Source organism: Bacillus sp. FJAT-27251, assembly GCF_001273925.1.
Taxonomy (GTDB): domain Bacteria; phylum Bacillota; class Bacilli; order Bacillales; family Cytobacillaceae; genus Mesobacillus_B.
Genome location: NZ_LIGG01000001.1, coordinates 2,505,488 through 2,524,707 on the forward strand (window position 1 = coordinate 2,505,488; position 19,220 = coordinate 2,524,707).

The 19,220-nt window shown below is 45.0% G+C and carries 19 protein-coding genes and 1 rRNA gene; 14 read left to right on the plus strand and 6 right to left on the minus strand.

Annotated elements, in window-relative coordinates; all coding sequences use genetic code 11:
- Positions 1 to 103 precede the first annotated feature (103 nt).
- A 5S ribosomal RNA gene (gene rrf / locus ADU22_RS11785) occupies positions 104 to 219 on the plus strand.
- 195 nt (positions 220 to 414) lie between these two features.
- Positions 415 to 1,479, plus strand: a complete 1,065-nt coding sequence (locus ADU22_RS11790) for a C45 family autoproteolytic acyltransferase/hydrolase (RefSeq protein ID WP_053362321.1) — start codon at positions 415 to 417, stop codon at positions 1,477 to 1,479.
- 92 nt (positions 1,480 to 1,571) lie between these two features.
- Here the strand turns inward: ADU22_RS11790 and ADU22_RS11795 are convergent, their stop codons facing one another.
- The 4 genes from ADU22_RS11795 to ADU22_RS11810 form a co-directional block, all read right to left on the minus strand.
- Positions 1,572 to 1,982: a VOC family protein gene (locus ADU22_RS11795; protein ID WP_053362322.1), complete on the minus strand. Its 411-nt coding sequence runs from the start codon at positions 1,980 to 1,982 to the stop codon at positions 1,572 to 1,574.
- A 70-nt stretch (positions 1,983 to 2,052) separates the two neighbouring features.
- Complete coding sequence (locus tag ADU22_RS11800) at positions 2,053 to 3,333, minus strand: FtsW/RodA/SpoVE family cell cycle protein (protein ID WP_053362323.1); 1,281 nt, start codon at positions 3,331 to 3,333, stop codon at positions 2,053 to 2,055.
- 7 nt (positions 3,334 to 3,340) lie between these two features.
- Complete coding sequence (locus ADU22_RS11805) at positions 3,341 to 3,751, minus strand: PadR family transcriptional regulator (RefSeq protein ID WP_069187976.1); 411 nt, start codon at positions 3,749 to 3,751, stop codon at positions 3,341 to 3,343.
- Positions 3,751 to 4,287: a sigma-70 family RNA polymerase sigma factor gene (locus ADU22_RS11810; RefSeq protein WP_053362325.1), complete on the minus strand. Its 537-nt coding sequence runs from the start codon at positions 4,285 to 4,287 to the stop codon at positions 3,751 to 3,753. Before ADU22_RS11810 ends, ADU22_RS11805 begins: the two co-directional genes overlap by 1 nt.
- 250 nt (positions 4,288 to 4,537) lie before the next feature.
- Here ADU22_RS11810 and ADU22_RS11815 point away from each other — a divergent pair, with 250 nt between their 5' ends.
- Positions 4,538 to 4,756: a hypothetical protein gene (locus tag ADU22_RS11815; protein ID WP_053362326.1), complete on the plus strand. Its 219-nt coding sequence runs from the start codon at positions 4,538 to 4,540 to the stop codon at positions 4,754 to 4,756.
- 154 nt (positions 4,757 to 4,910) lie between these two features.
- Positions 4,911 to 5,468, plus strand: a complete 558-nt coding sequence (locus tag ADU22_RS11820) for a hypothetical protein (RefSeq protein WP_053362327.1) — start codon at positions 4,911 to 4,913, stop codon at positions 5,466 to 5,468.
- 44 nt (positions 5,469 to 5,512) lie between these two features.
- On the opposite strand, the gene ADU22_RS11825 is transcribed toward ADU22_RS11820, so the two are convergent.
- Positions 5,513 to 6,691, minus strand: a complete 1,179-nt coding sequence (locus ADU22_RS11825) for an LL-diaminopimelate aminotransferase (RefSeq protein ID WP_053362328.1) — start codon at positions 6,689 to 6,691, stop codon at positions 5,513 to 5,515.
- 299 nt (positions 6,692 to 6,990) lie between these two features.
- Here ADU22_RS11825 and ADU22_RS11830 point away from each other — a divergent pair, with 299 nt between their 5' ends.
- The 8 genes from ADU22_RS11830 (at position 6,991) to ADU22_RS11865 (ending at position 16,262) form a co-directional block, all read left to right on the plus strand.
- Entirely contained in the window at positions 6,991 to 8,547 is a 1,557-nt protein-coding gene (locus ADU22_RS11830; RefSeq protein WP_053362329.1) for an SWIM zinc finger family protein, read from the plus strand.
- 331 nt (positions 8,548 to 8,878) lie between these two features.
- Positions 8,879 to 9,721, plus strand: a complete 843-nt coding sequence (locus ADU22_RS11835) for an ABC transporter ATP-binding protein (RefSeq protein ID WP_053362330.1) — start codon at positions 8,879 to 8,881, stop codon at positions 9,719 to 9,721.
- On the plus strand, positions 9,654 to 10,412 hold the full coding sequence (locus tag ADU22_RS11840; protein ID WP_053362331.1) for an ABC transporter permease: 759 nt from the start codon (positions 9,654 to 9,656) through the stop codon (positions 10,410 to 10,412). Before ADU22_RS11835 ends, ADU22_RS11840 begins: the two co-directional genes overlap by 68 nt.
- Positions 10,413 to 10,448: 36 nt before the next feature.
- Complete coding sequence (locus tag ADU22_RS11845) at positions 10,449 to 11,456, plus strand: ABC transporter substrate-binding protein (RefSeq protein ID WP_053362332.1); 1,008 nt, start codon at positions 10,449 to 10,451, stop codon at positions 11,454 to 11,456.
- A gap of 210 nt (positions 11,457 to 11,666) precedes the next feature.
- On the plus strand, positions 11,667 to 13,667 hold the full coding sequence (locus ADU22_RS11850) for a DUF4179 domain-containing protein (RefSeq protein WP_231687871.1): 2,001 nt from the start codon (positions 11,667 to 11,669) through the stop codon (positions 13,665 to 13,667).
- 476 nt (positions 13,668 to 14,143) lie between these two features.
- Positions 14,144 to 14,956, plus strand: a complete 813-nt coding sequence (locus tag ADU22_RS11855; RefSeq protein ID WP_053362334.1) for a DUF2935 domain-containing protein — start codon at positions 14,144 to 14,146, stop codon at positions 14,954 to 14,956.
- A 207-nt stretch (positions 14,957 to 15,163) separates the two neighbouring features.
- Positions 15,164 to 15,688, plus strand: coding sequence for a DUF1259 domain-containing protein (locus tag ADU22_RS11860; RefSeq protein WP_231687872.1), 525 nt, complete (start codon positions 15,164 to 15,166; stop codon positions 15,686 to 15,688).
- Between the two features lie 235 nt (positions 15,689 to 15,923).
- A complete protein-coding gene (locus ADU22_RS11865; RefSeq protein WP_053362335.1) occupies positions 15,924 to 16,262 on the plus strand; it encodes a YmaF family protein in 339 nt (112 codons plus the stop codon).
- A gap of 41 nt (positions 16,263 to 16,303) precedes the next feature.
- Here ADU22_RS11865 and ADU22_RS11870 read toward each other — a convergent pair whose 3' ends face one another.
- Positions 16,304 to 16,855: a DUF421 domain-containing protein gene (locus tag ADU22_RS11870; protein WP_197280048.1), complete on the minus strand. Its 552-nt coding sequence runs from the start codon at positions 16,853 to 16,855 to the stop codon at positions 16,304 to 16,306.
- Between the two features lie 460 nt (positions 16,856 to 17,315).
- Here ADU22_RS11870 and ADU22_RS11875 point away from each other — a divergent pair, with 460 nt between their 5' ends.
- Positions 17,316 to 18,419: an ABC transporter ATP-binding protein gene (locus ADU22_RS11875; RefSeq protein WP_053362337.1), complete on the plus strand. Its 1,104-nt coding sequence runs from the start codon at positions 17,316 to 17,318 to the stop codon at positions 18,417 to 18,419.
- The gene (locus ADU22_RS11880) at positions 18,416 to 19,219 is read left to right on the plus strand and encodes an ABC transporter permease (protein WP_053362338.1); all 804 of its coding nucleotides are present in this window, start codon (positions 18,416 to 18,418) and stop codon (positions 19,217 to 19,219) included. The genes ADU22_RS11875 and ADU22_RS11880 overlap by 4 nt, the downstream gene beginning before the upstream one ends.
- The last annotated feature ends 1 nt before the right edge of the window (position 19,220 follow it).

A 19,220-nucleotide genomic window follows, 5' to 3' on the forward strand; every position in this document is an offset into this window, starting at 1 on the left:
AGGCTAGGAGCCGGAGCTGGACAATAGGTTGATACTCGAATGCAAGTCCTTCTGAAATACATTATCCAGTTTTGAGGGAACAACCCTCATTTCAATAAAATAGTCTGGCGGTGATGGCGAGAAGGTCACACCCGTTCCCATGCCGAACACGGAAGTTAAGCTTCTCAGCGCCGATGGTAGTTGGGGGTTTCCCCCTGTGAGAGTAGGACGCTGCCAGGCAAAATAAAAGAACAGCTGAAATGGCTGTTCTTTTTTTGCGTGCCCTATTATCAGGTAATCAACTTTTATCGTGTTCTCAGCATAAAAGGAAAATTACGTTGATTAATTTACTAAAGCCCAGGCCACTTCCATCACTTTATTTTTCCGTTTTTTCCACGTATCCTATAGGTAATGGAAAAATGGAGGGGCCTCATCATGAAAAACATTTATGCAGACATCATCCAATTTCGTGGAACGCATTATGATTTTGGTTTTATGCAGGGAGAAAGATTAAAGGACTCAATTTTAATCAAGAACCGGGAACGTCAATGGAAGGTGCGGAGACCGCTATTCCGGATTGACCTGAATGAGACCGAGCGGGTTTTTAAACAATTGGCACCGTTCCTGTGGCAGGAATTTCTGGGGCTGCAAGATGCGCTGGAATGGCCGATGGATAGAGTATTGAAGGAATTTGGGGGATACAGGGTGAATATAACTCCATCAGGATGCTCCATTTACGTGGGCGATCATTATGTAATCCGGAACTATGATTACCATCCAAAGACATATGATGGCCGCTGTGTCGCTTTTCAACCAAGTGACGGAGGTTACTCGACAATCGGTTTGACTCAGAAAATTACGGGCAGGAGTGACGGTATGAATGAAAAAGGCCTAGCAATGGGCTATACCTTCATGAACCGGAAGCGTCCTGGTGACGGTTTTATTTGTCATATGATCGGCAGGCTGATTCTTGAATTATGTGCCAATGCCGGGGAAGCAGCTGAGCTGCTGAAGGAAATCCCGCATCGCGGCTCCTTCAGCTATGTACTATTTGATCAAAAAAGTGATTTGCCGTATATCGTGGAAACCTCACCCAGACGGGTTGAAATCCGGCAAGGGTCAGCTTGCACCAACCATTTTAAAATCATGACTGAGGAGAATCGGCGGGTCCTCGATGATTCCCAAAAAAGGCTGCAGCTGATTGAGGACCACCAGGTACATAAATTAAGTGGCAAGCAGGCATTTAAACTTTTAAATGATACCGATAAAGGGGTGTTCTCCAAGCTTTATGGAAGTTGGGCGGGCACTATTCACACGTCTGCCTATTTTCCAAATGACCTGGAAGCGTGGATTGCGCTTGGAGGAGACCAGGAACCTGATGTGTTTGACTTTTCGGGTTGGCTGAATGGAGAAGACTTTTTATTCGAGCGGATTGAGGGGATGGTCGACACTGACATTCCATTCGTCAATATGGAGCCGGCGGACTGGTATCAAAAATAATGGTCGCGGTTTTCGCCAAAAAACAAATATTAAAAAGGAGAGCTGCCGTCGCAGTTCTCCTTTTTGTGCTTTTTGAGGCAGCAGAACCGTCCCTATGCCTCATAGCTGATTTGCCAGTGGATGCCGTAGCGGTCGATGAGTGTGCCGTAGCTTTTGCTCCAGAAGGTTTCCTGGAGTTCCATTTGGACTTTTCCTCCTTCTTTCAACTGGTCAAAATAGGATTGAAGCTCATCAAGATTGTTGCTCATTACGGCGAGGGAAACATTATTCCCCTGAACGAATGACATTCCAGGGAAGGTATCGGAGAACATGACATTGCTTCCGCAAATATTGACCCGGGCATGCAGAACCAGGTCCCTGGCTTCTACGGGCATAGGGAAATCCGGGCTTTGAGGAGATTCGCCAAATGTCATGATATAAGGCTCAGATCCAAAAACCTTTCCATAAAACTCAACAGCTTCACGGCAATTCCCGTCAAAATTCAAATAGGCTGCAACTGGCACTGCTTTTTCCTCCCTCATGATATTAGAAAATTTTGGTACGCTCCAATTATAGCATCTCCTGATAAAATCGTTATGCTTTCCTCCATCCTGCTCCCACCCCGAGGTCCTTCCGCCGGTATACGCTCAGAGCAATCCCAATTACAAAGGAATTGAGAAGCGCTGGTGTCAGCCCGTAGCTGATAAATGGCAGCGAGATGGAGATAATCGGCAACAGCCCAAGGCTCATTCCAATGTTGTATAAGAACTGGATGGAGAAGAGGCTGATGGCGCCAATCACAAGATGCCTTCCAAAGCGGTCTTTGATTTTTCCGGAGATCATCACCATTCGGATTGCCAGCATCGATAGCACCAGCACAAGAATCCCAGCTGCAATCCATCCATAAAAATATGTCACATTAGCGAAAACAAAGTCAGTCCACATTTCGGGCAGAGGGTTGGGTTCCGCCTTATTGCCAAACCAGCCTCCGCCTGAAATCCATTCCCTGTTCCTCAAATACATAAAACCGGCATTTTCCGAGTAAGCTTCGGGTTCAAGGAATGCGAGCAACCTGATTTTCTGATAGGGGGCAGTCATGAACCAGAAAAGGGCAGCACAAATGGCCGCAAGGCATGCACCCACCCCGCTCGCGATGTAAACAATTTCGCGGCTGACTGCACTTGTCCAGAAGAGGATGAACAGCAGCAGGCTATAAATCATCACAACGGGAAGAGCAGGCAGGCTGAGAAACAGGAATGCAGTCACAAGATAGATGAGAATCATCGGCCAAACCCTGGGCTTCTCCTGCGACAGATAACCAGCCCAAAACAAATACAGGAAGGGCATGGCAGTGATGCCGCTGATGGACAGACCCATAATATGAATAAAAGGCATCCCGTTTACGATAGCATTGGGCACGAAGCGGAGCGCAAGCAGAAGCAGCATCCCAAACCCCAAAAACAGCCAACTCCACTTTGCCAGCCTCCGATAATCCACAACCATCATCGCAAACGCCAATAGAATCCCGATGCCCATATACACTCCTTGTTTCACCATCAGGTTTTCATGGTACAGCTCCTGAATGTTCAACAATGGCAGAAAGCCCATCATGAGAGCAACCACAAACAGCCCCAGCAGGAGCCAGTCGATTTTTGGCCGGTGGAGCTTATTGAACTGCGCGCCAAGCTCAGTCGGGCTGCCCATCTGCAGCACGGCCTTTTCCTCGGCTTCTTTCTCGTTCATTCCCTTTGCAATGAACCCAGCTTTTGACTTTTGCAAATGATCGTTCAGCTCATTATGGACAAGATCCCTTGCTTCTCTTGATTTTATCTGCTGAAGCACTTCTGCAAGGAAGCTATCTTTTAAACTCTTCACCTATTTCTCACCCCTCCCATATTTCTTTTAAAATGGACCTGCTGCTGGAGCTTTTTTTATCAACAAGAGCAAGGGCTCTGGTTCCTTTGTTTGTTACCCGGTAATATTTCTCATCACTTTCCTTCCATTGTGATTGCAGGTAACCCTTTTGCTCAAGGTGGTGCAAAAGCATGTAAAGCTGGCCCTCGTGATGCTCGAAATTCTGAATTCCCCTGGCCCGGATGCTCTGGGTCAGTTCAAAGCCTGTTTTCTCCTGGGAGAGCATATGGAGTATGGCGATGATCACTTCCTCTTCCGATTTCATATTCAGAGAGGCTATTTTTCTTTTTACCTGCTCCTTATGGTTCTCCGTGAAATTCAGGCCGGTAAACACGGTCTTCTTCATGGATTTCCTTAAATTTCGCAAACGTTCATCCATCATCTATCCTCCAGCCTTTCTTTCAGCAATTCCTTTGCCCGCTTCAATCTAGTCTTGACTGTATTCTGGTTGAGACTCGCCGCATAGGCAATCTCCTTAATCGCAAGCTCCTCGAAAAAGTAGAGATAAATCACTTCGCGGTAAATTTCGGGCAAACCCATGACCGCAGCAGCCAGCTTTTCATCTTCTTCCATTTGTATGACCAGATTCTCGACATCCTCCCGGTGGCTGGCCTCCGTGCGTGCCTGTTCATCCGCGACCATCATATTGCGGCTGTGCCAGCTTTTTAAATAATCCTTGCAATGATTCACCGCAATTCGCCACAGCCATGTCTTCAGCTTAGCCTTCCGGTTATACTGGTGAAGGTTTTTATAGCATTTAATGAAAATTTCCTGAGTCAGATCCTCCGCCGTAGTTTGATCTTTTACATAGGAATACACGAGATGCAGGATATCCTGGCCATAAAGATCCATGATCCTATCCACCACAGCTTCCCGGTCTTCCAGCTGCCAAACTTCTGTTAAAATTTCTTCCACTATCTCCTGCTCCCTTCCATAGATTAGACGACCCATCCTGCGAGTTGGTTTGCAAAAGGAAGAGTTAAAAACAGCAAGTGACGAACAACTAGCATAATCCTTGCAGATAAAGGAATTAAATTGCTTTGAAAGGTATATATGTTAATATATCTTTCTTTTTAAAAGAGCAAAACTCTCGATACTATTTGACGAGAGATAGCCATCATTGTCCACGAGTAAAAGTGATCTTATGACAAAGGGGGTGGAAAGCATGAAGGCCAATGTGAACAGGGTGGATTATTATTTAGAAGATAAATGCCTTTTAAGTGCTAGTGTAAAGCATTGGGAGCAATATATTACCGCATTAAGAGCCAGCAATACGGTAACCATCCATAAAAAAGAATATATGGTAAATAAAATCAATATGGTCCATGATTCCTTGAATGTTGTTTTAAAAGTCAGCATCGAACCGCTTCGATTGAATTATTAGAAGTTGCTCAGCAATTGAAGGATTGATGAAAATATGAATATATAGCAGCTATAAAAATAGCAGGGCAATTCGGGATGAATCTGCTCTGTTTTTTATTTGAGAGGGGGCACTCCTTGATGGACGGGAGTATAATGGGGAAGAGGGAGTGCTTGAGATGAATAAGAAAATAGTAATAGCTGTGCTGTGTGCTGGATTTATATTGATTATCTCCTATTTTGCCTTTCGTCCCGCTGATCCGGCCGGAACAAGGATTCCTTCTGCATCCCTTGAAGAAAGGGTCTGTAAAAGAGTTGCCACGCAATTTGGCGATTGCAAGAGAATTCTTTTATATGATTCCGATTCAAAACTCGTTTTTGCCGAAAGCAGCTCGGGAATCATTCCTGTGCTTACCAATAAAGAGTTCACTGATTTTGAAAAGTTTATTTCCCCGATGATGGATTTCCAGGAGTTTAAGGAAGAGAAAGAAGAGAGGGGAGCGGTCGACTGGCGAGCCGACAACCAGGTTGAAGAGGATTATTCCGTTCTATACGGTTTCGCCGAAGACGAGGCAAAGACCATCATCATTACTAGTGAAGGGGATGTCCAGCCAAACCGGTTTTTCGTTCGTGACAACCTGTGGGTCTGGTATGCTGTTTTTAACAAAGACGAAGTGGAATTGCCGGTTAAAGTCGCGGTTTATGATGGAAAAGGCAAAAAGATTGATGGAGAATAACTATAAAAAAATCCAGGCCGATAAATAACGGCCTGGATTTTTCCTTATAATGAGGCATGGAGAACCGTCCCCATGCCACGCAGTCTGGCAACGGCTTTTTTCAGGTTGTCTTCGTTTTGGGTCAGAGCAATCCGTACGTAGCCTTCTCCTTCTTTTCCGAATGCATTCCCGGGTGTGACGACGATGCCTGCTTCATCGATTAGTTTATAGGCGAACTGTGTGGAGGTAAACGGCTTTGGCGCTTTTGCCCAGATGAACATCGAGGCCTTGGGGGATGCTGCTTCCCAGCCTAATTGATGCAAGCCATTGATAAAAACATCTCTCCGCTTTTTATAGATGCTTCGAAGCGGACCGCTGAACTCGGAGGAGTTGTTCAAAGCTGTAATGGCGGCTTTTTGAATTGGCAAAAAGACACCATAATCGAGATTGGACTTTAAGCGATTCAGCCCGTTCAGAATGTGTTCATTGCCAGCCAGGTAGCCGATCCGGCAGCCTGCCATATTAAAGCTTTTGGAAAGAGAATTAAACTCCACTCCTACTTCTTTTGCCCCTTCTATTGATAAAAAGCTGATCGGCTTTTCCTCGTAATATAGCTCCGAATAGGCAAAATCATGAATCACCATAATCTGATTTTCCTTGGCAAATCGAACAACTCTATCAAAAAATTCGTTTGTCGCTAATGCAGGTACGGGGTTTCCAGGGAAGTTAAGAATCATGGCCTTAGCTTTTTTTCTTACCTCTTCAGGAATCTTGTCCAAGTCCGGCAGAAACTGATTTTCTTCCTTTAAGGGCATTGGGTAGGGAATGGCCCCTGCCAGGGAAATTCCGGCATCGTATGCCGTATACCCTGGGTCAGGAACAAGGATGGTGTCACCGGGATTGCACAGCACCATCGGCAAATGGACAAGCCCGTCCTGGGAGCCCATCAGTGTCAGGACCTCTTGATCGGCCCGCAGGTTAACATTAAATTGACGGTGATAATATTGGGCAATCGCTTCGTGAAGTTCGGCAATGCCAGTCAGCGAATATCCGTATTGGGAAGGATCTGCAACATGTTTTTTCAGCACGTCCATGACAAACTGGGGAGGCGGCAAATCCGGGCTTCCGATACTAAGGTCAATGAGCTCTTTGCCTTCCTGAAGCTTTTGTTTTTTATAGTCGGCCAGTTCACTAAAAATGGATGGTTTAAAATGATCCATTTTATGGCTTAAGGTGATGTCCATAATATAACTCTCCTTGCTCTTTTGTTTCGTAATTTTCAATAACTTCTATCTATTATACTATTGGGCTGGGCAATTTCAAAAAGGATGCCAATTTTCGAAAGAAGGTTAGATTATGTATAATAAAAACCATACATACCAGTTAGTCTCTTCGGATTAAAAAAGGAGTTTTTTAAATGGAAAAAGAACCGTGGTCATCTCAGTTATATAGGCGAGAGACTAGGACGAAATGAAAAAATATAGTGGGAAGGGCCATCATGAACATCGACCGTCCCCCTGCTTCTAGTGAGGATTGATGATTAATGAATATTTTCGATTTTAAAAGTCATATAGATAAAGTCATTTTAGAGAGAGGCTATGACTATTACCTTGATGGCAGGGTTACGGAAGCATTTGAACTAAGAAAGAATGAATATGTTTTTCATATTGAAGGTAGTGAGGATTACCAGGTTGAAATCGAAGTGAAGGATAATGGGGACATTATCTATTCAGTATGCGATTGTCCCTATGATTTTGGGCCTGTATGCAAACACGAAGCGGCATCCTACTTTGAGCTTTTCAACATGCTGAATCAAGCTGCTGTGAAGGGGAAAGTGGCGGAAAAGCCATCTCAACATATTGCCCTGCATGACGTTTTAGCTGTTCTTTCAAAAGAAGATTTGATCAAAATTATTATTGATATTGCGGATGGTGATACAGCGCTAAAAAACAGTCTCCTGGTTAGATATTTAAACGGTGACAAACAGCAGGAACTTGAGGCATGCCGGACGCTGATTAGAGCGATTGTAAGAAAATACACGGGACGGGAAGGTTTTATAAAATATCGGGATACAGGAGACTTTGTCTTTGAGCTGGAAGAAGTTTTAGAGAAAGCAAGAAATACGGAAGATGTTGTACTAGGTGTGGATATTGCTTTGCTCTTGCTGGAGGAATCAATAGAAGCCTTCCAATATGCAGATGATTCAAACGGGGATATTGGGTTCCTGGTCACGGAAACCCTTGGGGTAATAGGGGAAGTGGTACAAAAGAGCAAGCTTGACAAGCAAAAAGATGTTCTATTTACGAAGCTATTAGATTATACGGGTTATAAGGTTTTTGATGGTTGGGAGGATTTCCAGCTGGAATTGCTTCATATTTGTTTTGTATTTGCCGATGATGTTAGCTTTAGAGTGCCATTGAAGACGAAAATAGAGTCCATGCTTGATGCCAACACTAGTGATCGGCTTAAAGACTACATGAACGAGAATCTTCTTCAACTATTGTTTAAGTTCATTGAGCAATATGGCACCGATAAAGAAGCAGAACAATTTATATCCGAGCACCTTCAGTATTCCTCATTTAGAGAGCTGCTGCTGAACAAGTACATTCAGGAGAAGAATTACAACAAAGTGATTGAAGTAGCTAAAGGAGGAGAAGTCCAGGACAAGAAGTATCCTGGGCTGATAACCAGATGGAAAAAGTTCCGGTATTCGGCCTACCAAGCTCTTTCATTAAAAGAAGAGCAGCAAGGGTTGGCAATGGAACTGTTCCTTAATGGTGACTTTAATTATTATGGCGATTTAAAAGAATTAGCTGGAGATCAGGATGAGCTCTATGCAAGCTTAAAGCATGAACTTAAATCAAGAAAGGGATGGCAAATCACTGGTTTATTCCAGCAACTTATTGAACAAGAAAATGACCTTGAAGAGATATTGGTGTTTGTCAGAAGAAATCCTCAGTATATTGAAACATACGCTGAGAAGCTGTCCGATGAGTATAAGCAAGAAGTGATTGAAATTTATCGGGAATATATTAAATCTGCAGCAAATGCTGCATCCAATCGCAAAGCCTATCAGAGGGTATGTAAAAAAATCAACTGATTAACTTGTATAGCAAGAGGCCAGCCTTTATAGATGAATTAGGAAAGATTAAGTAGGAAGTGGTTGCAAACTTTTTCACAAGCCTTTCAGCCCGGTTGCAAAGCCGGGCTTTTTGCCATGGCTTGGAAGAAGGAGCATCGTGCGCATGCTTCGGACTTGTAAATGATGGGTATTGTTACCATGATGGTGGTTAGCAAAATGAGGCTGTAAATGAATAAGGAGGGCTGCCCCCATGCTTCACAATTTATCTGTTGACAAATCGGGTATTTTTAATCATTATTAAATACATAAAACATATAAAATTACTTGGAATTAAAATTGAGGTGACAGCATGTACTTGACGATAGATGGAATTGAGAAAAGTTTTGTCACGGAGAAAAAAGAAAAGCTTAAAGTGCTGGATAATATAAACTTGAATGTTGAAAAGGGGAGCTTTGTTTCCATCGTCGGTCCTTCCGGCTGCGGCAAATCCACCTTGCTTTACCTGATTGCCGGCCTGGATAAAGCCGACCAGGGCGAAATACGGGTTGCCGGCAATTTGGTGAAAAAACCTGGTCCTGAACGGGTTGTGGTATTCCAGGAAGCGGGTCTGTTTCCATGGCTGACGGTTTTGGAGAATGTTACCTACGGACTGCTCCTTAAAAAAATGACAAAGGAACAGGCAGAACAAAAGGCGATGGAAGTCCTGAAAATGGTCCATCTCAGCAAATATGTCGATTCCTATCCGCACCAGCTATCAGGGGGAATGAAGCAAAGGGTTTCGATTGCAAGAGCGCTGGTGATGGAGCCGGACATTCTGTTAATGGATGAACCATTCTCTGCACTCGATGAACAAACCCGAATGGTCCTGCATAAAGAGCTGCTCGAAATCTGGAGAAAGACGAAGGTGACCATCTTTTTTGTTACCCATAATATCAGGGAAGCGGTGCTGCTTTCCGAACAAGTTGTCGTTTTTGCGACCCGTCCGGGCAAAATCAAGGAAATCATCACGGTTCCAACTATGAAGGACGGAATCATGCCGGACGGAGTGACGCTGCATACAGAACAAAAGATACTGTCCATTTTAGAGGAAGAATTAGAAAAGGTATTGAAGGAGGAAATGGGTGATGACTACAGCTTTAAGACGAATCATCTTCATCGCGGCGATAGCGGTGATATGGGAAGTCACATCTAGGTTATCCGGCCTTCCTGCCTTTATGTTCCCGAGTCTGACTCAGGTGCTTGACACGCTTGTGAACGGCTTGATCAGCGGACAGATCACAACAGCCATCGGCAAGAGCCTTGGCCGCATCCTTTTAGGGTTTACGATTGCGATCGTTGTTGGATTGATCCTTGGATATTTTATCTGGCGCTATAAAGTTGTTGAGGATACGCTTGGTTTTGTGGTGACCGCCCTTCAGTCCATCCCGAGTATTGTCTGGTTTCCGCTGGCAATCATCTGGTTTGGATTGAATGATATGGCCATCCTGTTCATTGTCACCATCGGGGCGACCTGGACCATGACCGTGAACGCGACAAGCGGATTCAAAAATGTGCCGCCGCTGTATCAGCGTGTGGCCAAAGTGTACGGCTCCGGCGGGTTCCATTTTATCCGTACGGTGATTCTGCCGGCATCAGTGCCGCAGCTGATTTCCGGATTAAGGATTGCCTGGGCGTTTTCCTGGCGCGCGCTTATGGCCGGGGAACTTCTTGGCGGCGGCGGAGGCCTTGGGCAGCTCCTTGAGATGGGACGCTCGCTTGGGCAAATGGACCTTGTCATTTCAGTCATGATCATCATTGCCATCATTGGAACCATTGTCGACAATGTTGTGTTCTCAAGGCTTGAACGCAGTGTTGAAGTGAAATGGGGATTAAGGGCAAGGTAAGAACTTTATTTAAAAGTCAAATAAGGAGTGGAACTTATGAAAAAAACAATGCTATCCTTGCTATTCTCCATTTTGGTTGTGGGTGTGCTGAGCGCATGCGGCCAATCAAACAATGAAGGCTCCGGCGGGGATTCAGATGGCGATACTGTCAGAATCGGGTATTTTCCGAACTTGACGCATATCGCGACGATTGTCGGGCTTGAGAAAGGATTCTTTGAAGAAGCGCTTGGTGAAAATGTTAAAATTGAGACAAAAACAGTCTCTAATGGCGGCTTGTTCATGGAAGCCATGTCCACTGATGCGATTGACGTAGGGACAGTCGGACCCGGCCCGCTGCTGAACTTTTATGTGAAAAACAAGGAATACCACCTGATTTCCGGAGCGGTTAACGGAGGCGCCGTCCTTGTTGCCAGGGAAGACAGCGGTGTGGAAAAGCTTGAAGACCTGGACGGCAAGAAAGTAGCCATCCCGGTTATCGGAAGCACCCAGGATGTTATGCTGCGAAAGGCGCTTCAAGAGGTGAACCTTGAGCCGACAACAAATGGCGGTTCGGTAGAATTGTTTGCTGCAGCCCCTGCCGATACGGCGCCGCTGTTTATTCAGAAATCCGTTGACGCGGCCGCGACACAGGAGCCATGGGGCTATGTTCTTGAAAATCAGGCCGGCGGAAAGCTGCTGCTCGATTGGGACGAATTTGCCTGGGGCAAGGAATCAACCAATACAGTCGTAGCAGCTAGGTCCGATTTTCTAGAAAAGGAAGATTTGGCTAAGGCGTATTTGACTGGCCATAAGAACGCTGTCGAATTTATTCAAAACAACCCTGAAGAAGCACAGGACATCGTCATTCAGCACCTGAAGGACCTGACAGGGAAAGAAATCAACAAAGAGGAAGTGGCAGCCGCGTTCTCCCGCCTGTCCGTGACAACCGAAGTAAACGAACAAGTCATCCAGGAAATGGCTGATATCAGTAAAGAAGCAGCCTATATACCAAGCAACGACATCGAAGGAATGATCAACCTCAACCTGCTGAACGAACTCAAATAGAGCAGGAGGACGGTTCTCTTGCTTCATTATCCAATGGTCCCGTGAAATACGGGGCCATTTTTTGCGCAGTAAAGGCGACTTTGTTTTGCAGTTGTGGAAGATGGCTGAAACAGGTAGGCAATCCGGCATACCGGGTGGTAAAATATGGTGATGGGAACGGAGGAATGAGGCAGGAGAACCGTCCCCGTGCTTCAAAAGGGGGTTGATTTGGTGGTAGATTGGTTTGAACGGCATAAGCGTGGATTGTATATGATGGGCTGGTCTTTTCTTGGGGATGAGCAGCAGGTGGAGGAGCTGTTTTTTCGGTGTATGGACAAAGCGGACAAGGAATGGCCTCGATTAAAGAACGAAATCTCTTTTGATTTATGGGCCCTTTCGGTTTTTATCCAAACCTGCCGGGAGTTTTCCAGAGATAAGAGATTACCAGCTTCAGAGAAAAGCGAACATCATGATCCTGTATTTGAAGCGCTCCTTCAGCTGGAGCAGGATGAGAAAGAGGCAGTGGCCCTTGTTTATATACATGAACTTTCCCGGGAGGAAACCGCCCAGGTTCTCGGATGTTCCGAAAAGAAGGTAAAAGAACTGTTGTTTTCCGGTATCCAGTCACTTAGAGGTATCCTCGGGAAAAACCCGCCATTTAATGGCTGCAGGGAGTATCACCCATCCTACATCGATTACCTGGAAAGGACCATCGAGCGGAGTGAAAAAGTGGATTTTGAAATACATATCTTTCATTGCCAGCAATGTCAGGAGGATTTGGCGACATTTCAGGATGCCATGATCCTGTTAAGGGATCTTGCTGAAACGGCCGAAGGTTTTTCGGTGCCGGCCAGCCTGATGCAGAACGTGAAGGCCCGGCTGTCAGAGAAGGAACAAGACAGACAACGGAAGATTCAAAAACGGAAAAGGACGAGCCTGGTTTTTGCAGGTGTTTTTGGCTTTATCATTGCTATGGAATTTTTCACGGGGACGTTTTCCAGCGCCTATTATGCGTGGACAGAAGAAGACCAGGAATTGCGGGCCTTCCTGCGACAAGACCTCGGTGAGAACCTGAACCTGGCTGCCGAGAGCAATGGGGTGGAAATCAGGATCAAGAGCGTGATTGCGGATGATGTCCAGACACTTGTTTTTTATGAAATAGAAGATCTTAAGGAAGAGAATCGGTATATGATGAATTTGCATGATGGGGCTATAGTGGAGAACGAAACCACCATTATGAACCATAATTCCTATCCAAGATTCTATCCGCCGGACCTTCAATCGGATGTGAATAAAAAAGCAAAGAACGTGTTTCACGGAAAGATCAGCCTTCTCCCGCTCACAACGGATGAAGGGACGATCGAACTTAAGATTACCAAGCTTCAAAAATTGAAAGAGGATGCTTTAAATCAGTTTGATTTTAGGTTTTATGGAAATGGTGGAAATAAGACAGGAGAGTGGAAATTTGAAATTCCTGTTACAAAACAACCTTCCAAAGAATATACGCTGGCGGGGACAAAAGAAGTGGAGGGAATTCCTGTACGGTTCGACAAATTGACGATTTCGCCAACCGCGACGATCCTGCAATTTGCCATTAATCAGAAACGTTCACCTAAACGGCTGGATGTGCTTAATTTTAAACATTTGGGAGTAAATGATCATAAGTTGAAAGCTGACATGTTTGGCAGTTCTCATATGTATGAGCAGCGAGACATGGACTGGACTGTCTTTCAGGCCTATTTTGATCCGCATTTTGGTGAAAAGCCAGAGAAAATCAACGCGCAGTTCGACTTTGTCCAAATGGGTGTTGATGACCAAAAGACGATTGACCTTGGCGCTTACAAGGAATATCCACAAACGTTTGAATATGCAGGCAGCACGATTTCCATCGACAGGGTGGATGTCGGAGATCCTACCATTATAGTTCTAAGCGATCATGAGATCAGGAACAGAGCCTATCAATCGTTTTACTTCGATGTTGTGGGAGAAAATGGGAGTCAACCAAATTATACGAATATGAATAGTGAAGGAGTGCTTGTGGATAAAAATGGGGTTCAATATGATATGCAAGAAATGGATGTTCCTTATGAAGAAATCGAGCAGCCTCTTCATTTCACCACCGTTCAAAGTGTAGCGATAGACAATAATGTGGTTCCCAAAAGCATCGTCATCCATGGGTATAATTCAATGAGATATCTGGATGATGTGGTGGAAATCGAGGTTGATGAATGAGGCGTTTGGGGGCACATTAAGTGCGAAATTAAGAATAATAGAAAGTTGATTTTAGTGAGTTTACGAAATAAATGGAAGAATTCCGCCTAAGTCGGGAAATACCAACATTTCCCGCAATATAAGGGAGGTTTTTCCGTTTATATTCATTTAATCCTTGAATTTAGCCCCGAAATAGGAAGTTAGTCGGAATATCTCCGCTTATTTTTGCTATTTAAGCCTCTGCAATATACCTTAATCGGAATTTCTCCGCCTATGGAACGCCTTGCCTACACGGACTAATAAGCAAATCAACAATTATAACATGGCAGATACACTGCCACATATAGCCTGGTCTACCCGTACCCGACTTCACAAAACTCCATGATGGCAGGCAGGGCTCGCGTTGCCAAATGGCATGAAAATATTAAGAACCGCATATGGACCGGCATCCTTTCATACATATAGCATGTGTGGGAATCGTGAAAAGGGGTGTGGTCATGGCGAATCCAATCGTAGCGAGGTCTTTGGACGAAATCAGGTTTTGGTCAAGGATTATGAAGGAACATGCATTATTTCTAAGCCTGGGGTTTACTTACGAACAACGGCAATTGATTACCGAAGCCCAGCAGTTTATCGCTCTGTTTGAACGAATTGAAGAGAAGCTTTCCAGGTTTTCGCTCAACTCGGAACTGAGCCAGGTCCAGGCATTTAACAATGAGGTCTATCAGGCAGCGGTCGCCATTTGGCATTACAAAAGGAAAGTATTGGGGCTGGAGCTGCGCTGTGAGATCCGTTCCAATAACTTCCCGTTGTTAATCGATCACGTCAGCAGGGAAGCGGCTTATTTTGCCAATCGGCTGAAAGAACTGAATGAAGGGAGATTGGCACCTGAAGCAGATGATATCATTCAGGAAAATGTCTTTTTCCTTAAAATCATGGCGGACCATGCAAAATTCATTGGGCACCTGTTGGACCCCTCGGAAAGAAAACTTGTCCAGCAGGCAAGGGAATTTAGCCATGATTTTGATCAGCTTGTCTTTCAGGCGGTTGATTTGGATTCGATGAGGCCGCAATCAGAGACAGTGCCGATACTCGACCAATTCCTGGATCAAAATAGAGTTTCCGTTGCCTCTCTAAGAGACTTCAAAAGGACGGCCAGGGAGCTGATCGAGGCATGCCGGATTAAAAGCAATATCCATCCGCTTTTAGCGGACCATACCTTCAGGGAGGCGGAAAGGTTCCTCGAAATCATCGACATGTTCGAAGCAACCCTTAGCGCACATAAAATGCAACGGCCATTGGATTCCTAAGGCCCCGGTATTTCACCGGGTTTTTTTTCATTGGCTGGAGTCCAGCAGTGATGGAACGGAAACTGAGGAAAGTAAAAGCGGTAACTGAAACAGCAGAACCGTCCCCCTGCTTTGAGAATAATTGTGCGGTTGTTTTGGTTCTATTATCCAGTCAGGCCTTCCATATATGAATATATTATTTACAAATGGACAAGGAGGTGAATTATTTTGAGTAATAATTGGGATGATGTTTTATTTGGCGGTTCGAAATTCAGAAGGGCTTATGAAGATGCAGGATTTATGGACAAACATCGAGAGCATAGGCGGCATCCACATCAACATCAGGGAGGACATCATGAAGATGGATCGACCTGTCAAGAACTAGCAGATGTCATCGGGGGAATGGTCATTTCCACATCTCCATGCACAGTAATGCGTCTCAGGGATATTAAGGCAACGATTTTAGGCCGCCCTACCCGTTCTCCGCTAGCCCTTCCATTTGCCTTATCTTTCGAAAATGATCTAAATCTCGGTGAAACAGTTATTCTGCAGAAGGAAATCAATCCATTCATGTCCGCACTTCGAAAAAGGGGTCTTATCGTTACAGCAGTTCACAATCACTGGTTGTTTGACAAACCACGTTTGATGTATATGCACTGGGAAGATACCGGGGACGCTTTCGATTTCGCTGAAAGAAGTTTTGCCGCGGCAAAGGAAGCGGGCTTATTCAATAGAAAACCGCATCATGATTAATGAACGGGTGGCAGTAGCTGAAGGTGAAGCTTTAAAACCAAAACAATAGGAAGAAGCCCCTTTTTCATAATAAAGGGGCTTTTTCCTATTGAGCTGAACCACCATCCATTCCCTTGAAAAGCAATAAACTTCCTGTAGCTTTTTTCGTAAAAACATATTCTCCTTTTTTGCCGAATAAGATGATTTAGAAAAAGAGAATAACGCTTAACAACGGTAGCGGGAATGGGGGATCAGAATGAAGAAGGTAGGAAAAGATGATTTTGTAAAAGGGTTTGTTCCGAAACATACCCACGGTTCAGTTGACTATACCTCTGTAGAGGAGGGCCATGTGCATCAGTGCCTGGATGTGACATCCCCTCCAATTCAAACCCAGGATGGAAATCATGTTCATTACACCGAAGGATATGTTGTATTTGAAGATGGACACACTCATCATTATAAGGCTTATTCCGGTCCTGCCATTCCCGTAGGAAATGGAATGCATGTTCATTATTATGATTTTTACACGACAGAAGACGATGGCCACAGACACCGAGTCAGAGGGGTAGACCGCCCTGCACCCGGCGATAAATGATCTCAAGGGAAAAAGGAGAAAATCCAGCCTGGCCGTACCAATTACTTCTCCCTCCCTGGCTTATAATGATAAAGATCATTTTGACCATTTTTCACATCATTATTATCTATAAATAAATCTCCATCTTCCAGGTACGTTGCCAATATGATGTTTTCAGCTTTTTCGCCCCTTTTCTGCAGTTCGTTCATCAGCCAGCTTTGGTTTAATTGCAGATATTTTAAGTTAGCATAAACAATTTGCCCATCCAGTATTAACGGGATTGGCAGATAACTTTTCTTGACAGGCAGATTTAAATCATGGGGTTGAATAGGCCGGTATTCCGCTTTGGGAATGACACTGATATCCCCTGTATCTTCCATTATGGCCAATGCGATATTTTGTATATCGGTAAAACCTTTTCCTCTTAATTGTGACAGCAATTCATTTAGAGGCAGGCGAACTTTTTTAAGTGCTTTCCGGTCAATATCGCCGTTCTGAATTAATACAGTAGGACTTTCGTATAAAATCCACCTGAATTTTTTATTTAAAGACAGCTGTATAAGAATTTTATACAAAATGACTATAATACCCGCGTAGATAAGAGCTTCTCCCAAGTTGCTAACCTCAAGAGGGTCACTGATAATGTTGGTCACCACGAATATGTACAATATATCAAAAGAATGCATTTGGGTTACAGCCTTTTTTCCAGTGATTCGCAAAAAGAAAAAACCTGCGGCAAAAACCAGGAAGGCACGATAAAATTCCAACATTATATCTCTCCTGAACCATAATTATGTTTAGTATTGGGAATTTCCATACGGTCTAAACATGGTGTGGTTTTTCGTACTCCGGCTGGTGGTCCAGGGGCAATGGGGATTTAGTAGTTTTCACATGTTGACGAGTCTTTCCCTGGAAAGGCTCTTTTTTTTGGGGGGCCGGGGAGCAGCTGCCGGAAAATGCTTGAATTTACAGCCTTTGCACATTGTATTTTTTATCCACTGTTGTATAATGATTCGGTGTGCCTATCAATTTATTTATTTATTATAAAAAAGCTTTGGCAAAGAGGAGGTTATAATGGCTAACTCAGCGATTATTCAATTTAAAAATGTGACAAAACAATATGATAATGACCCGGCTGTGCTTGATGATGTGAGCTTTGAGATTGAGCGCGGGAAATTTTATACGCTTCTTGGCCCGTCCGGATGCGGGAAAACGACGATTCTCCGCCTGATTGCCGGGTTCACTCAAGCGACATCGGGAGACATTCTTTTTGATGGAAAAAGAATCAATGATCTGCCCGCCAACAAGCGCCAGGTGAATACGGTCTTCCAGGATTATGCCTTGTTTCCCCATCTGAATGTGTTCGAGAATGTGGCGTTTGGCTTGCGCATCAAGAAGCTGAAGAATGCCCAAATCGAGGCGAAGGTAAAAGAAGCGCTCCAGTTCGTGAACCTTACAAGCTATGAAAATAGGGAAATCCGGGAGATGTCGGGCGGGCAGCGCCAGCGCGTCGCGATTGCCCGGGCGATTGTCAACGAGCCGGAAGTCATCCTCCTTGACGAACCATTATCCGCCCTGGATCTGAAGCTGCGTACCGAAATGCAGTATGAACTCCGCGAGCTCCAAAGCCGCCTTGGCATCACGTTCATATTCGTTACCCATGACCAGGAGGAAGCGCTGGCGATGTCGGATGAGATTTTCGTCCTAAACGAGGGGAAAATCGTGCAGAGCGGCAGCCCTACGGATATTTATGATGAGCCGATCAACCGTTTTGTGGCCGATTTTATCGGCGAATCCAATATTGTCCACGGAACGATGGTAGAAGACTATCTGGTAGAGTTCACAGGCAAACGCTTTGAGTGCGTCGACATGGGCCTCAATCCCAATGAGCCTATCGAAATCGTCATCCGGCCGGAAGACCTGGAAATCACATCTGTTGCGAACGGCAAACTGCAGGTGAAAGTCGACTCCCAGCTGTTCCGCGGCGTTCACTATGAGCTAAGCTGCTATGATGAGGCAGGCAACGAGTGGCTTGTCCATTCCACCAAAAAGGCGGAAGTTGGCGACGCAATCGGGCTTTATTTTGAACCAGAGGCCATCCATGTCATGCGCCTGGGCGAAACGGAAGAAGAATTCGACGCCCGTCTGGAAGCCTATGAGGATGGGGAAGCTAAATGAACAGCAGGCTAACCCGTTCATGGTTCATGCTACCGTACACGCTTTGGATGGTGTTCTTCGTCATCGCGCCGATTTTGCTCGTCATCTATTATTCTTTCCTGGATATAAACGGCCATTTTTCGCTGGCAAACTACCAGAAGTTTTTTACGCCGGTTTATTTGAAAATGACCTTCAGTTCGTTCTGGTACGCGTTCCTGATTACCTTGTTCTCGCTGCTGGTGGCCTATCCAACCGCCTATTTTTTAACTAAAACAAGGCATAGCCAGCTCTGGCTGCTGCTTATCATCGTTCCTTCCTGGATCAATCTCTTGCTGAAGGCGTATGCCTTCCTTGGCATCTTCGGAACATACGGTGTCAGCAATCAGCTGCTGGAAGCGATTGGCATCGGCAGGCAGCAAATTCTGTTCACGGATTTCAGCTTTATATTTGTATCGGTTTATATCTTTATCCCATTCATGATTTTGCCGATTTTCAACTCGCTGAATGAGCTGAATCCTACCCTGATTGATGCCGCCAATGATTTGGGCGCCAGCAAGTGGACAACTTTTACGCGTGTGATTTTCCCGCTGACGATTGAAGGGGTAAAATCGGGCATCCAGATTGTCTTCATCCCGGCATTATCTTTGTTCATGCTGACACGCCTGATCGCCGGCAACCGGGTAATTACGCTTGGAACGGCCATCGAACAGCATTTCCTTGTGACCCAGGACTGGGGGATGGGTGCCACGATTGCGGTATTTTTGATTCTCATCATGTTTGCCATCATGGCCATCACAGGCAACCGAAAGCGGGGTGTGTAAG

Excerpts from the sequence above, each read along its gene's own strand:
- ADU22_RS11790 (WP_053362321.1), top strand. The coding sequence starts at position 415 with ATGAAAAACATTTATGCAGACATCATCCAATTTCGTGGAACGCATTAT.
- ADU22_RS11805 (WP_069187976.1), bottom strand. The coding sequence starts at position 3,751 with ATGGATGAACGTTTGCGAAATTTAAGGAAATCCATGAAGAAGACCGTG.
- ADU22_RS11815 (WP_053362326.1), top strand. The coding sequence starts at position 4,538 with ATGAAGGCCAATGTGAACAGGGTGGATTATTATTTAGAAGATAAATGC.
- ADU22_RS11820 (WP_053362327.1), top strand. The coding sequence starts at position 4,911 with ATGAATAAGAAAATAGTAATAGCTGTGCTGTGTGCTGGATTTATATTG.
- ADU22_RS11825 (WP_053362328.1), bottom strand. The coding sequence starts at position 6,691 with ATGGACATCACCTTAAGCCATAAAATGGATCATTTTAAACCATCCATT.
- ADU22_RS11830 (WP_053362329.1), top strand. The coding sequence starts at position 6,991 with ATGAATATTTTCGATTTTAAAAGTCATATAGATAAAGTCATTTTAGAG.
- ADU22_RS11835 (WP_053362330.1), top strand. The coding sequence starts at position 8,879 with ATGTACTTGACGATAGATGGAATTGAGAAAAGTTTTGTCACGGAGAAA.
- ADU22_RS11840 (WP_053362331.1), top strand. The coding sequence starts at position 9,654 with ATGACTACAGCTTTAAGACGAATCATCTTCATCGCGGCGATAGCGGTG.
- ADU22_RS11845 (WP_053362332.1), top strand. The coding sequence starts at position 10,449 with ATGAAAAAAACAATGCTATCCTTGCTATTCTCCATTTTGGTTGTGGGT.
- ADU22_RS11855 (WP_053362334.1), top strand. The coding sequence starts at position 14,144 with ATGGCGAATCCAATCGTAGCGAGGTCTTTGGACGAAATCAGGTTTTGG.
- ADU22_RS11865 (WP_053362335.1), top strand. The coding sequence starts at position 15,924 with ATGAAGAAGGTAGGAAAAGATGATTTTGTAAAAGGGTTTGTTCCGAAA.
- ADU22_RS11875 (WP_053362337.1), top strand. The coding sequence starts at position 17,316 with ATGGCTAACTCAGCGATTATTCAATTTAAAAATGTGACAAAACAATAT.
- ADU22_RS11880 (WP_053362338.1), top strand. The coding sequence starts at position 18,416 with ATGAACAGCAGGCTAACCCGTTCATGGTTCATGCTACCGTACACGCTT.